General features: G+C 39.2%; 13 protein-coding genes and 1 tRNA gene. 9 read left to right on the top strand and 5 right to left on the bottom strand.

Annotated features, from left to right (window positions below; genetic code table 11):
- Window positions 1-43 precede the first annotated feature (43 nt).
- Window positions 44-712 carry a hypothetical protein gene (locus HMPREF1477_RS05500; protein ID WP_016476113.1) on the top strand — a complete coding sequence of 223 codons (669 nt, stop codon included), beginning with the start codon at window positions 44-46 and terminating at the stop codon, window positions 710-712.
- A 58-nt stretch (window positions 713-770) separates the two neighbouring features.
- Here the strand turns inward: HMPREF1477_RS05500 and fliB are convergent, their stop codons facing one another.
- A complete protein-coding gene (gene fliB / locus HMPREF1477_RS05495) occupies window positions 771-1,688 on the bottom strand; it encodes a flagellin lysine-N-methylase (RefSeq protein ID WP_016476112.1) in 918 nt (305 codons plus the stop codon).
- 172 nt (window positions 1,689-1,860) lie between these two features.
- Here fliB and HMPREF1477_RS05490 point away from each other — a divergent pair, with 172 nt between their 5' ends.
- The 4 genes from HMPREF1477_RS05490 to HMPREF1477_RS05475 all read left to right on the top strand — a co-directional run bounded on the left by HMPREF1477_RS05490 (window position 1,861) and on the right by HMPREF1477_RS05475 (window position 4,581).
- Window positions 1,861-2,430 carry a PepSY domain-containing protein gene (locus tag HMPREF1477_RS05490; protein ID WP_016476111.1) on the top strand — a complete coding sequence of 190 codons (570 nt, stop codon included), beginning with the start codon at window positions 1,861-1,863 and terminating at the stop codon, window positions 2,428-2,430.
- Window positions 2,431-2,479: 49 nt separating this feature from the next.
- Window positions 2,480-2,555, top strand: a tRNA-Thr gene (locus HMPREF1477_RS05485).
- 303 nt (window positions 2,556-2,858) lie between these two features.
- Window positions 2,859-3,476: an SAP domain-containing protein gene (locus HMPREF1477_RS05480; RefSeq protein ID WP_005376691.1), complete on the top strand. Its 618-nt coding sequence runs from the start codon at window positions 2,859-2,861 to the stop codon at window positions 3,474-3,476.
- A 556-nt stretch (window positions 3,477-4,032) separates the two neighbouring features.
- Window positions 4,033-4,581 (top strand): hypothetical protein, encoded by a 549-nt coding sequence (locus tag HMPREF1477_RS05475; RefSeq protein WP_232197164.1) that lies wholly within the window; start codon window positions 4,033-4,035, stop codon window positions 4,579-4,581.
- Between the two features lie 337 nt (window positions 4,582-4,918).
- On the opposite strand, the gene alr is transcribed toward HMPREF1477_RS05475, so the two are convergent.
- A complete protein-coding gene (alr, locus tag HMPREF1477_RS05470; protein WP_016476109.1) occupies window positions 4,919-6,031 on the bottom strand; it encodes an alanine racemase in 1,113 nt (370 codons plus the stop codon).
- 230 nt (window positions 6,032-6,261) lie between these two features.
- On the opposite strand from alr, the gene HMPREF1477_RS05465 reads away from it, so the two are divergent.
- Window positions 6,262-7,212, top strand: coding sequence for a 2-hydroxyacid dehydrogenase (locus tag HMPREF1477_RS05465; protein WP_016476108.1), 951 nt, complete (start codon window positions 6,262-6,264; stop codon window positions 7,210-7,212).
- A gap of 120 nt (window positions 7,213-7,332) precedes the next feature.
- Here the strand turns inward: HMPREF1477_RS05465 and pflA are convergent, their stop codons facing one another.
- The 3 genes from pflA to pflB all read right to left on the bottom strand — a co-directional run bounded on the left by pflA (window position 7,333) and on the right by pflB (window position 10,555).
- The gene (gene pflA / locus HMPREF1477_RS05460) at window positions 7,333-8,118 is read right to left on the bottom strand and encodes a pyruvate formate-lyase-activating protein (protein ID WP_016476107.1); all 786 of its coding nucleotides are present in this window, start codon (window positions 8,116-8,118) and stop codon (window positions 7,333-7,335) included.
- Window positions 8,119-8,130: 12 nt separating this feature from the next.
- Window positions 8,131-8,370 carry an autonomous glycyl radical cofactor GrcA3 gene (gene grcA3, locus HMPREF1477_RS05455; protein WP_005376651.1) on the bottom strand — a complete coding sequence of 80 codons (240 nt, stop codon included), beginning with the start codon at window positions 8,368-8,370 and terminating at the stop codon, window positions 8,131-8,133.
- 67 nt (window positions 8,371-8,437) lie between these two features.
- On the bottom strand, window positions 8,438-10,555 hold the full coding sequence (pflB, locus tag HMPREF1477_RS05450; protein ID WP_016476106.1) for a formate C-acetyltransferase: 2,118 nt from the start codon (window positions 10,553-10,555) through the stop codon (window positions 8,438-8,440).
- Window positions 10,556-10,932: 377 nt separating this feature from the next.
- Here pflB and HMPREF1477_RS05445 point away from each other — a divergent pair, with 377 nt between their 5' ends.
- The 3 genes from HMPREF1477_RS05445 to HMPREF1477_RS05435 all read left to right on the top strand — a co-directional run bounded on the left by HMPREF1477_RS05445 (window position 10,933) and on the right by HMPREF1477_RS05435 (window position 13,700).
- Complete coding sequence (locus tag HMPREF1477_RS05445; protein WP_016476105.1) at window positions 10,933-11,799, top strand: DMT family transporter; 867 nt, start codon at window positions 10,933-10,935, stop codon at window positions 11,797-11,799.
- A gap of 207 nt (window positions 11,800-12,006) precedes the next feature.
- On the top strand, window positions 12,007-13,029 hold the full coding sequence (locus tag HMPREF1477_RS05440) for a methionine ABC transporter ATP-binding protein (RefSeq protein WP_016476104.1): 1,023 nt from the start codon (window positions 12,007-12,009) through the stop codon (window positions 13,027-13,029).
- On the top strand, window positions 13,029-13,700 hold the full coding sequence (locus HMPREF1477_RS05435) for a methionine ABC transporter permease (RefSeq protein WP_016476103.1): 672 nt from the start codon (window positions 13,029-13,031) through the stop codon (window positions 13,698-13,700). The genes HMPREF1477_RS05440 and HMPREF1477_RS05435 overlap by 1 nt, the downstream gene beginning before the upstream one ends.
- The last annotated feature ends 27 nt before the right edge of the window (window positions 13,701-13,727 follow it).

Here is a 13,727-nt window from a genome sequence, read left to right as displayed (position 1 = left end):
CATACTGGGTATTGTGTTGTATTAATAAGTATTAAGAGGACATATGATTGAATTCTTTGATCGATTAGTAGGGCCTATCGATACGGATGGCGTGCGCATATATCGTCAACGTACTAGCATAACTCAATTAATCGTGATGATTGTGCTCGCCGTTATATGTTACCAATTTACCGCTATAGGTGATTCGGTGTATGCGGAGGCTATGAAAAATTTCATCATGAATCCCGCTACCTTTATGAAGCTTGAACAACTTCCTATGGTTAACGTCATTGAACTCAATGGATTATTACAAAAGTTGAGCACGACCACATCTCTTTGGGATGTGAGCAGATGGTTATTGCTGATTGTGAAAGCCTTAGTTATGGCTATACTCATCAGTGGTTATGCGCTATGGCGTGCCCGTCATTGTTATACGATGACTATTTTAACGGGCGTATTCCACTGCATTGCCTATGCGCAGGTGGTCATCGGCATTTATATGTTAAGCCTAGGCGTACTTTTTGCTTTAGCAAAAGCTCCTGTCGTTCTTGTGTTGTTATTGGGCGTATTCCTTACGATTATTTGCTTACTTCTTACCATGTCCTTAATTACTGTGGTAGGACGTATTGTAGGGGCCGCTGTTTCGGGTAATGCCTTTGAAGGGCTTCTCGTTATTTGTGGTGCTTATATCGTATGGATAGGCATGAAATTTTTAGGCATACTACTATTTTAAAAAGACCCATTCCGCTTTGTGGAATGGGTCTTTTGGTCTGTTATATAGCTACTACGCATTATTGGTCATAGTTGCTTTTTTCATAGGCATCGAATAGGAAGGATACATTATCTTCGTCATATTCAATTTGTTCCGACCAGCGTCTAATTTGCTCAGGCAGATTTCCGAATTGATGTGTTAGTAGTGCGATGAATACTGTGGCGTCAAAGGCGTATCGCACAAGGCTTTCTAACGAGTATTCTGCGAGCATATCAATTTGGCGGTATAAGATGTATTGATACACCTTGTTGAGTGCGGATACATCGATTGTGTCGGCCTTAAGTAAGTCCATAGTAGTTGATGCCGTTGTCGATGACAGCATGGCCTCTAAATGGACTAGTTGTTTTGTCCATTCCTCGTCGATAGGCTCCGTTTTTTTATATACAGTCACTAACTCTTGGCAGTAGTGGATAGAATGATTGAGTGTAAACTGACAAATAGCAGGATTAATACCTAATGCTAAGAGGTCAAAGATATTTTCGAGTACGGGACGGTCTTCAGCAGTAAATTCGCCGTCATCATCTTCGATGGTGAATTGCAATTGATCGCCTTCGGTAGCTAGTAACTTTTCTACCGATTCTTCGCAGGATAGACCGACGCCACAGAGCTCGAGGTCTTCGATATATTTATAGAACCGCGGATGCATATGGCAGGTATCGCATAAACTATCTTCGCCTAGTTCTAAGACTACGCGGCACAATCCATCTTCCCGTAGCAACGGACAGGTAGGCTGTTTGTCGCTAAACATGAAATAATAGCCTTCGTCATCGACGGTCATAAATTTCCGTAGGTCTTCGCCTAATGGTGTAGGCAGTGTTTGATATAATTTAGCCGTCTCCTCATCTACATCGATAGTCCACTTTTGACAACATGTATGATGACATTGATTGGCTTTGCATTGAAATGTATGGTAAAAGGTTGGATATAAAGAAATCATAGTACTCACTTGTATATATTATTAACTACTGTTTTACTAATTAAATTGTAACATATGCAATCTATTCGTGGGTGTTATTTTAGATTATGATTTTGTTCGTGAAAGCACTAATTATTGTGTATAATAGTAGTATATGGAATATTTACTAATACTATTTATGTAGGAGGAACTTATGAAATCTATGTTCGTAAAAGGCGGTATTGCATTGGCACTAGCAGCGGCATTTGGGGTAAATGCACCAGTTGTTGATGCGGCTAGTATTGTACCGGTACAACCGACAGTAGCAGTTGTTGATGCTAATCATGCAGCCATTGTAGGCGCCAATACATTGCTCAATGCTTTCATTCAACAACATCCAAAAGCAGCGATTACAGAAATTGCATTTGATGGCGAAGATGGTCAAATTAAATATGAAGTTGAAGGCTTTGATTCAACAGGTAAATATGAGTTGAAATACAACTATAATACAAATCAAATTGGTGAAACAAAAGAAGGCGCATACAAGGTTAGTTTAGAGAAAAAGGCCTTTGATCCAACTCGTATCTTAACACCAGACGCAGTTGTAAACTTTGCCTTTGCTCAAACAAAAGGCCAAGCAACAAGCCTTAATAGCTGGTCTGTAAAAAATGAAAAAGGTCGTTTTGTATATGATGTAGAATTTGGTGCCGCGAATCATCAAGAAATTGAGGTACATGTAGATGCTTTCACAGGTGAACTCGTATCTGTAAAAGGCGTAAAATAGGTGTATTTGACATCTTACTGCAATAGGAGTAGGATGTTACTATACACATGCTGGTATAGCTCAGTTGGTAGAGCGGCTCATTCGTAATGAGTAGGTCGTAGGTTCGAATCCTATTATCAGCTCCAACTAATTTTATGAATTTCTGTGAGTATCAATGAATTGGATAGATTAAATAAATATAGATAATACCAGCTTCATTGATACTCTTAGATATTCATGATAGTCTATAAGTTGATTATAATTTGTCCTCTCTAAAAAACCCTTTAGGTTATCGCCTAGGGGGTTCTTATTATATATTAGAGTATGTTAATATATGTCAATATATGTTTAATAGCTTTTTTAGGGTATCTGGAATGTTGCGTTTTGTTGAAAGTATCTAATATATAAAAAAACCCCATTTAGAAATTTGGAGTTGTAGAGGTGAGCATTTGGAAGAAAATAGACCTGATTTTAGAGATATAAAATCATTTGAAGAATTTAACAGATACTACTGGTATCGAGAAGAGCTTTCACAAATTTGTAAGTACCTTGGATTAGAATACAGATGTACAAAAAAAGAATTAAATCATATTATAGAACAATATTTTAAGGGAAATAGAGTAGAAAAATTTTTGAGGAAAAGAAATAAAAATCAAACCGAAATAATAACCCTAAATACATCATTACTTGAATGTGGGTTTTCCTTTAATCAGAAATTTCGTGATTATTTTTCAGCTGTAACAGGTGTTAATCCCTTTAAATTTAATGCTGATATGGCAACAGCTTGGCGAAAAGTAAAACGGGACAACAACATAAATTTTACAATCCAAGATATGATTAAAATATACTATGGAGAGTCAGACTACGCCAAGTATGATAATTCAGCTTGCCAATGGAATCAATTTCTAAAGGATTTTTGTGCAGATGAGTTTAGCAATCATTACTCTAACAAGTTAAAAGTTGCGGCTATCCTTTGGAAAGAAGTTAGAGATTCAAAAAATAAAAAGATTTATTCACGGGGACTTCTAAAAGAATATAGCTACAAAATAGAGGAGTACTGTAAGTAAACAACTTCAAGTTTGTCGAAGGGAATATAAAGTATTAAAGACGATAGAAATAAAAAATCTATCGTCTTTTCCATGCCTATTTTCAATTTATATTGCGAGCAATAAATAGGGAAAACTCGCAAGAGTTGCTAACCAGTATTTCAAATTTATTTTTTAAAAATTACAAATCTATTGGTAGCTTTTTGGTAGCTAAATATAGTATTTTTTCTAAAAATTTACTCATGAATGATCTAGCTGTGGGTCATATTGAAAAAATTAGTATTTAATAATATGGGAAATGTTGCATGCTATGGGCTTTCACAGAAATCAGCAGACATAATATGAATTGATGATTCATGAATCACATTTGTAAAAATTCTATAGAAATTTAGCCGAAAATTCATATATATTTCATGCAATAAATTGAGCTGTTCTGATATCTTAATTTGCATCTCATACGCGGTGGCTAAGATGGTCTCAGTTAGCCGCCATAGGCCTAGGTGGTAAACAGATGTGATTGTACATAGGTTATATTCCATAGCTTATATGCAATTAACTATTTGAAACTTAGGAGGACATGATGAAGAAATCTATCGTAAGAACTAGCCTTGCATTGGCAGTAGCTGGTGTATTAGGCACTAGCGTAGTTGCTTATGCAGCAGAAGCCCCACAAGTACAACCTGTGCCGGTAGTAAAAGAAGCAGTACAAACTGCACCAGTAGTAAAACAAGAAGCAACAGCACCAAAAATTGATGTGTCTGCAGCTATTAAACCTGTAGCAAATGAAAATACTAAACCTGTAGTGACTGAAACTGCTAAATCTGTAGCCCCTGAAGCTGCTAAACCTGAAGCTCCAAAAACTGTAGCGACTGAAACTGCTAAGCCTGCAGTAAACGAAACTGCACAACCTGTTGTAGTTCCTGCAGCAGCAAACCCTGCAGCGGCATCCATGGATGCTGATACAACTCCTGTAGTTGCAAAAGCAGATAAAAAGGATGCAAAAACAACAAAGGTTGTAAAAGCGGATACAAAAGACCATAAAACAACTAAGGTCGTAAAATCCAATAAAAAAGCTCAATCTGCTCCAGCTGTAAAAGCTGAAAAAGCAGATAAAGCTCATAAATAATCTACTATACCAATACACATACATTGCGCCATCCCATCGGCGCGTTGGGGTGCATACATCTCCCAGTGCACCCAGATACGGGCCCTTTGGTGGATCAGACAAACATTGACTCTCTCCTATGCCGTCTGTCTCCTTAGGGCCTCCTTATGAAGGGTTCCCTCCCAATTCATAAGTATATACATGATGTATATAAAATATCTCTCTCACAACACACAATACACACACAACACACACAATCCATATGTGTATGGTATAGGAGAATAAAAGCACCACCGAATTTCGGTGGTGCTTTTACTTTTGTGGATGACAATAGAATAAATTGTGTCATCCTCTTGTGTTATATGTATTGTCTTGGCACGCGATCAGAGAAGCCACAGAAGATTTCATAAGGAATGGTGGAGGCAAGGGCTGCAATTTCAAGAGCCGAGATGCTTTCATGACCTTGAGACCCCAATAGTACTACCTTGTCGCCTGGTTTGACCGTAATCGTATCAGGTACGGCTACCATGAATTGGTCCATACAAATGCGTCCTACAACAGGGCAACGGGTGCCTTGGATGAGAACAGTACCACGATTAGATAGGCTGCGTGGATACCCGTCGGCGTAGCCTACAGGAATAGTAGCGATTGTCATCGGTTCTGGTGTGACATAGGTAGAACCATAACCAATACCTTCGCCTGCTTCGAGATGCTGCACATGAACGACTTCACTGTGGAAGGAGAGAACCGGTTTTAGACCTAATCGATTTGGCACATCGAGAGATGGCATAATGCCGTATTGGATGATACCTGGTCGTGCATCTGTGAAGAGACTATCCTTTACGGATAGTAGGCCGGCACTGTTGGCGAGGGAGAAACGATAGTCCGCATCAGGTCTAAAGGCACGAATTTCATCCACCATTGTATGGAATTTTTGAGCCTGTCCATGAGCGTGACTTTGATCTGCTGCATCGGCATTACTCATGTGTGAAAAGAATCCGTCTACTGCAAGATTTGGATAGGATTCAACGCGCTTAATGAATTCCACCGCATTTTCTGGTTTAATACCTATGCGGTGCATGCCTGTATCAACGGCTACGGCAACGCGGATAATCATATCGTGATTGTCCGCCACTTTGTTGAGGGCCTCTAAATCAGTAGATTCGCAAACGGCGGGAATGGAATTCGTATCCGCTACAAGTTCAAAGGATTGTGGTCTCGTCAGACCCAATAGATAAATAGGTACCATAATGCCAGCATTGCGAAGTGGTACAGACTCTTCTGGAATGGCAACGGCTAAGGATTCATAACCTTCTTCAACAGCAATACGTCCCATCATAACGCTGCCGTGACCATAGCCATTGGCCTTGATAACAGCTGTGGATGTACTCCACTCAGGGAGACTGTCTTTTATTTTGCGTAGGTTCTCGCGAACCAAGCTTGTATCAATCGTTAAATATGTTGGTCTCATGATAATTTCACTCCTAAAATACATTACTTTTATTGTATAACTTTTAGGGAATTAAACAATAGTTTTTGTGAAAGTTTATGCTAAAATTTCATTTACACTTATTATCTAGATGTTATTAGTCATAATTAGTATAGGATGATATTGAATATGACGTATAATTCACAGCTTTTGGTAGTATAATTAGTATATAAAATGATTTCACTTATGATAACAATCGTGAGGAGGATATGATGAACGAACGAGTTGTAGTGGTTAATGCTGGTAAGATGAATTATGATCACTTGCTAGATTTTTCTGTATTATCAAATGATGTACAAGTGTATGACGATAGCACAAATGCTGAGCTTATTGAACGCATTCAAGGCGCTACTGTAGTGGTAACAAAAGAAATACCTGTAGGGCCAGAGTTGCTTTCACAATTTCCTGAATCTGTGAAACTCATCGTAGAAGCGGGTACTGGATATAACAACATCGACCTTGATGCGGCGCGTGCTAAGGGCATTACGGTGTGCAATATTCCAGCTTATAGTACGGAACGAGTAGCTCATACGGCGATTATGATGCTTCTAAATTTTGCATCTACTATGCAGCAACAAATCGGTATGCTTGCTAGAGGCGACCGTAGCAATTTTACTAAACATTTACAAGTCCCTCACACCGAAGTTAATGGTAAAACATTAGGTATCATCGGCGCCGGTCATATCGGCATGGCTGTTGTAAAGGTTGCAAGGGCGTTAGATATGAACATTTTAATTCATACGCGTACGCCAAAGGAAGATAGCGAGGGTATTTGCTATGTAAGCCTTGATGAATTACTCGCGCAAAGTGATTATATTTCCTTACATTGCCCATTGAATGATAAGACAAAACATTTGATTAATAAGGATACAATCGCTAAGATGAAATCTAATGCTGTCATCATTAATACGGGGCGCGGTGCACTTATTAATGAAGCGGATTTATGTGACGCCTTGGCAGCTAAACGCATTCACGGTGCTGGCCTTGATGTACAAGAGGTAGAACCTCCAGCAGAGGATAGCCCTCTGTATACATTAGATAATGTCATTATCACACCTCATATGGGCTGGAAGGGCCTCGAAACGCGTCAACGTTTGGTGGGTATTATTCGCGATAATGTACAAGCCTTTTTGAAAGGTGAACCGATTAACGTCGTTTCCTAATAGATACACAAATAACCCCTGACCGGTTGTGTGGTCAGGGGTTATTTTCGTTTAGGGCTAGTATCATAGATCAAGTTTTTAATATATATATATGATATATATCAAGGGAGGTAGTTATCCTCAAACTTGATTATGATTAGTTTGTGTTTTGATGGGACTCCACCAATGTCTACGATATGCCTTGATGCCTTCTACAACGGTTTTGCTCGCTTTGGCGGCTAAATCCTTTGTAGCGGCCGGGATGCCATCAAGGCGGTAGGTAATCCCTAACTCCTTGTATTTGGCAACACCCATCACATGATATGGTAAACAGTCGACGGCTTGTAAGTTGCGTAGTGAGCCTAAGAAAAAGCCTAGCCTATAGTGACGATCTGTATTGTCTGTAACGGTAGGTACCACCACATGACGCACCCAAATCGGCACATTTACATCAGCTGTCAGTTTTGCGAATTGAAGGATTGGTTCTAAAGGCTGTGCGGTTAGCCATTTGTGGACAGTAGGGTCGATGTCCTTAATATCCAAAATGACGAGACTCGTTACGCTCAGTAACTTACGGTATGCCACCTCTTGGTGGGGATCAAAACAAATTCCACTTGTATCTAAACAGGTATGGACGTTTCTTTCACTAAAATATGTGAAAAGCTCGATGACAAAGTCAATTTGCATCAATGCTTCCCCACCTGTGACAGTAATGCCACCGTTCGTATAGAACTGACGGTTACGTTCGTATTGCTGCCAAATTTCTTCAACGGTCATGAACTTAGCTTCTTGGCTTTCTTCATTCCACGTATCTGGATTATGGCAATAGGCACAACGCATGGGGCATCCTTGAAGGAATACCACCATGCGCATGCCTGGACCATCAACCGTACCCATCGTTTCTAGTGAATGAATACGTCCTGTCATAGAAAACCTCGATTAGATTTGTTGATGGAATGTACGGGAAATAACTTCATCTTGTTGTTGTTTCGTCAATTTGTTGAAGTGTACTGCATAACCAGATACACGAACAGTCAATTGAGGGTACAACTCAGGATGTTTTTGAGCGTCTAACAATGTTTCACGAGTGAACACGTTAACGTTCAAATGGTGACCGCCCTTTTGGGAGTAGCCATCCAATAATTCTACCAAGTTATCCACTTGTTGTTGGTTGCTCATGGGTATTCCTCCTTTCAACCAAAATACGAGTATTGATGCCGGTGAAAGCATACAATACGGTGGAAGATTATTTATCTTCCTCTATAGTAACATTTGGTTCGCTGCAAGCGAAGTTTGTATTGCTGTTAGGCAATTGAGAAGGGTCTAACTCAATATCAAAATCGCCTACGGATACAAATGTTTCACCAGATTTACCTAATGCGTCTGGAACGATGGAGAAGGTATTGGAAATACCGTCAGAGCAATCGCGCCATGGCATTTTTGCAACGGAAGATAACGAAGCTACGGCACCGTGAGAATCACGACCATGCATAGGGTTAGCACCAGGAGCGAAAGCTTGACCAGCTTTACGGCCATCTGGTGTGGAACCTGTTGCAGTACCATACACTACGTTAGAAGTAATTGTTAACAAGCTCATAGTAGGAACGGATTGACGGTATGTAGGATGTTTACGCACCTTGTTCATGAATGTGGAAACAACCATGGAAGCCAAGCTATCTACACGATCGTCATCGTTACCATATTTAGGGAATTCACCTTCGATTTCGAAATCAACAGCGATGCCGTTTTCGTCACGAATAGGTTTTACCTTAGCGTATTTAATAGCGGACAAGGAATCAGCTACTACGGATAAACCAGCAATACCAGTTGCGAACCAACGAGTTACCTTGCGGTCATGCAATGCCATTTCGAGTTTTTCATAAGCGTATTTATCATGCATGTAGTGAATGATGTTCAATGCGTTTACATATACGCCTGCCAACCATTCCATCATGTCGTCGAATTTTTCCCATACTTCGTCAAAGTCTAAGTATTCGGATGTAATAGGACGGTATTTAGGACCGATTTGTTTCTTAAGTTTTTCGTCAACGCCGCCGTTAATTGCGTAAAGCAAGCATTTTGCTAGGTTAGAACGAGCGCCGAAGAATTGCATTTCTTTACCAATACGCATTGGGGATACGCAACATGCGATAGCGTAGTCATCACCGGAGTTAGGACGCATCAATTCGTCGTTTTCGTATTGGATAGAAGATGTTTCGATAGATAACTTCGCACAGAAACGGCGGAAACCGATAGGCATGCGAGGGGACCATAATACAGTGAGGTTTGGTTCTGGAGCAGGACCAAGGTTGGTCAATGTATGTAGGTAACGGAAGGACATTTTGGAAACCAATGTACGGCCGTCAGTACCCATACCACCGATGGATTCCGTAGTCCAAACAGGGTCGCCTGTGAACAAGTTGTTGTATTCGTGGATACGCGCGAAGCGAACCATACGCAATTTCATGATGAAATGGTCTACGAATTCTTGGATTTGTTCTTCTGTGTATGTGCCGTTGCGAAGGTCGCGTTCAGCGTAGATATCAAGGAATGTAGAGTTACGGCCGATGGACATAGCGGCACCATTTTGTTCTTTGATAGCGCCAAGGTAGCCAAAGTAAATCCATTGCATAGCTTCTTTAACATCTTTAGCTGGTTCGGAAATATCGTAACCATAGGATGCAGCCATTTCTTTCAATTCTTTCAAGGAACGAATTTGTTCTTTGATCTCTTCGCGGTCGCGGATTACGTCTTCTAGCATATCACCCATAGTGATGCTGAATTCTTGGTTTTTCTCTTCGATTAAGTAGTCGATACCATATAATGCGATACGACGGTAGTCACCGATGATACGGCCACGGCTATATGCATCTGGCAAGCCAGTTACGATGTGCGCTGTACGAGCAGCACGCATTTCTGGAGTGTATACATCGAATACGCCGTCATTGTGAGTTTTACGATGTTTTTTGAAGAAATCCTCTGTTTGAGGATCCATTTTGAAGCCATATTCTTCGATGGCAGATTTTGCTGTACGAAGGCCACCATAAGGGAACATAGCGCGTTTTAGAGGTTTATCAGTTTGTAAACCAACGATAGTTTCAAGGTCTTTGTCGATATATCCTGGCGCATGCGCAGTGATGTGTGTAGCCACGGAAGTATCGGCATCAAGCATGCCACCTTTTTCGCGTTCTTCTTCGTATAGTTTCATTACCTTGTCCCACAATTTTGTAGTACGTTCTGTAGGACCAACTAGGAAGGAGTCGTCCCCTTCATAGGGAACATAGTTTCTTTGGATAAAGTCGCGTACGTCAATCGCTTTATCCCACACACCTGTGTTAAAATCTTTCCATGCAGTATGTTGCATTTTGCACCTCCATAAATGGATATAACTATAGATTTTGATATATCTAGTGTACAATGTTTATCTAAAACTCACAATATATAAATGATATGGATTTTCAATATATACTATGCAAATTTCGTAAGAATAGGTGTTATTTGTAATTTAATAATATTGAAAACACTATGTAAATATATTGAAAGTGTAGTACTTAACTTGCTTTATTTGGATATGTATATTTGAAAGAACTATTTTTGTATTATCTTTAAATAATGAAAACTTATATCAATAAATGGAAAGTATTCGATATATTGTGTTGGATCTTCTTGGAATTGTAGGGAGTTATTATGGTAATATTTAGATAGTATTGATTATGGAATTATGTAGAAAGGTAGATGCTAATGACAAATCGTATGAAAGCCATTTTAGGGGCATCTGCCACCATTGCCGTTTGGGCTACGGCGTTTCCTTTTGGTAAAGTGGCATTGCAATCAGTAGATGCATTGACACTCTCGGTAGCGAGGGTTGTAGGTGGTGCTATACTCATGCTAATTATTGGTGTATTTAAGGGATTACATATACCTACATCTTGGCGTGAGTGGGGCCTATATATTCTGTTAGGGGCTACAGGAAACTTCGTTTACCAAGTCGTTTTTAATGAAGGATTGCGAACAATACCGGCTGCTACATCTAGTATTATTATGGCTTTGACACCGATGACTACAGCATTGATGGCATTGGTAGTCTATAAGGATAAAATACGCCCTATAGGTTGGCTCTTCACCATAACTGCTTTTATAGGTGTGGCCGTTATTATTCTTTGGAATTCCACTCTGACCATTCCAATGGGGGCCATATGGACGTTGATTGGTATGATACTGTTTGCGGTTTATAATATTCTAAATCGCGGGCTTAGCCTGAAAGGTTATAACTCTATTACTATCGCTATGTGGTCCATGTTTACAGGTGCCATTATGGCACTACCTTTTGCAGATCATGCTATTGAAATGATTGTAGCCGCACCAATCACTGCGAAGCTTGCTATGGTATACCTAGCATTCTTTTCCAGTGCATTAGGATTCGTATTCTGGAGCTATGCCTTTGAACATGCTGAAAAAGTTTCGGATGTAACCAATTTTATGTATATCTCGCCAATCGTGGCAGCCGTAGTAGCAGCCTTTTTATTAGGAGAATATCCTAATATGGGACTCTATATTGGCGCGCCAATTATACTAGGATCATTGTACTTATTTAATCGATATAGATAAATAAAAGAACCTCAACCTTTTTTGAACTGCACCCCAAAATTTGGACACAATTTTTGGAGGTGCAGTTCATTTAGTGTTGAGGTTCTTTTTTGTGTTTGACAGTCATTATAAATTGTAGTAATCTAAGTATACAATTAAAACATACTTTAAAGATATGTTTTAGAAAAACATTAATTCCTACTAATATATAGGGAAAGAGGTGGTACAGTGATTGCTATACGAAATGTAACGAAAGAGTTTGACGTTAATAAGCAAAAGGTTACTGCATTATCTGATGTAAACTTTACCATAGAAAAAGGCGATATATTTGGCATTATTGGCTTTAGTGGAGCTGGTAAATCTACACTGCTTCGCATGATTAATGCCTTAGAGGTACCTACCTCTGGTCATGTTGAAATAGATGGTGTGAATATCAATGGTTTAAGTTTTAATGAGCTTAGAAAGGTTCGTAAGCGCATCGGTATGGTTTTTCAACAGTTCAATTTGTTGAATGCTAAATCTGTGTATGATAATGTGGCTATCCCACTAATTCTTAATAAAGTGCCAAAATCCGACATTGATAAAAAAGTTAAAACCTTATTAGACTTTGTTGATTTGGGCGATAAAGCAAATGCATATCCTGGAGAATTATCTGGTGGTCAAAAACAACGCGTTGGTATTGCTCGTGCATTAGCTACAGATCCATCCATATTGCTTTGTGATGAAGCAACCAGCGCTCTAGATCCTGATACGACAGATTCTATATTACAATTACTAGAACGTGTTAATCGTGAACTAGGAGTAACAGTAGTTATCGTAACTCATGAAATCGATGTAATTCAGAAAATATGTAATCGAGTTGTAGTTATGGAGCATGGAAAGCTCATAGAGAGCGGATCTGTACTTGAGGTGTTTAGTAAACCTAAACACGAAACAACAAAGCGATTTGTTAGGACTGTAATTCCTGATGAAATTCCATCAACAGTGAAACATACATTAGCTTGTGATAAAAGGCCATACACAATTCTTAAGATGCATTTCTTAGGGAATAATACGACAGATAATGTTCTATATCATATTAATAAAACCTTTGATTTAGAAACGAGTGTATTATTTGCTACGGTAACAGAGTTAGAACATACTGTACTTGGTATATTCATTGTTCAGTTTATTGGCGATGATTTTGAGGTGGGCAAAGTAAAAGAGTATCTTATCGCTCAAGGTATTGAATGGCAGGAGGTGACACTATAATGGATTTCTTCATGCAAGAACTTGGTGTTCCAGGATCGCAGTTATTATTAGCCGCAGAACAGACATTATATATGGTGTTCCTATCTCTATTCATTGGTACAGTACTAGGTCTAATTATCGCAGTCACACTGGTAGTAACAAATCCTAATGGTATCGTTAAAAATAGTATTGTTTATACCATTACAAATACAATTGTTAATATTGTGCGTTCTATACCATTTATCATTTTGATGGTGTTTATATTACCGTTAACTAAGATGATTGTAGGGACTCGTGTTGGTACAACAGCGGCTATTGTACCACTTGTTATATTCATTGCACCTTATCTTGCTCGACTCTTTGAAAACTCTATTTTAGAGGTTAATAAAGGCATTATCGAGGCAGCACAATCGATGGGGGCCTCTCATTTTGAAGTGATTTGGCATTTTCTTTTACCAGAAGCAAAAGGTTCGCTTATTTTATCTATTACAACGGGTACTATTGGTCTAATCGGTGCTACTGCTATGGCTGGTGCTATTGGTGCTGGTGGTGTAGGTGATTTGGCCCTCACCTATGGTTATGAACGATTGAACTTCCCATTGATGTTATTTACCGTAGTTATTTTGATTATTTTTGTTCAAATTATTCAAACAATAGGTAACTATTTTGCACGTCGTGCGCGTCGTTCCTAATTTGATGAAATAGATTTTAGTTATATT

The organism is Veillonella sp. HPA0037 (assembly GCF_000411535.1).
Lineage (GTDB): Bacteria > Bacillota > Negativicutes > Veillonellales > Veillonellaceae > Veillonella > Veillonella atypica.
This window is presented reverse-complemented; position numbering and strand designations above follow the sequence as displayed.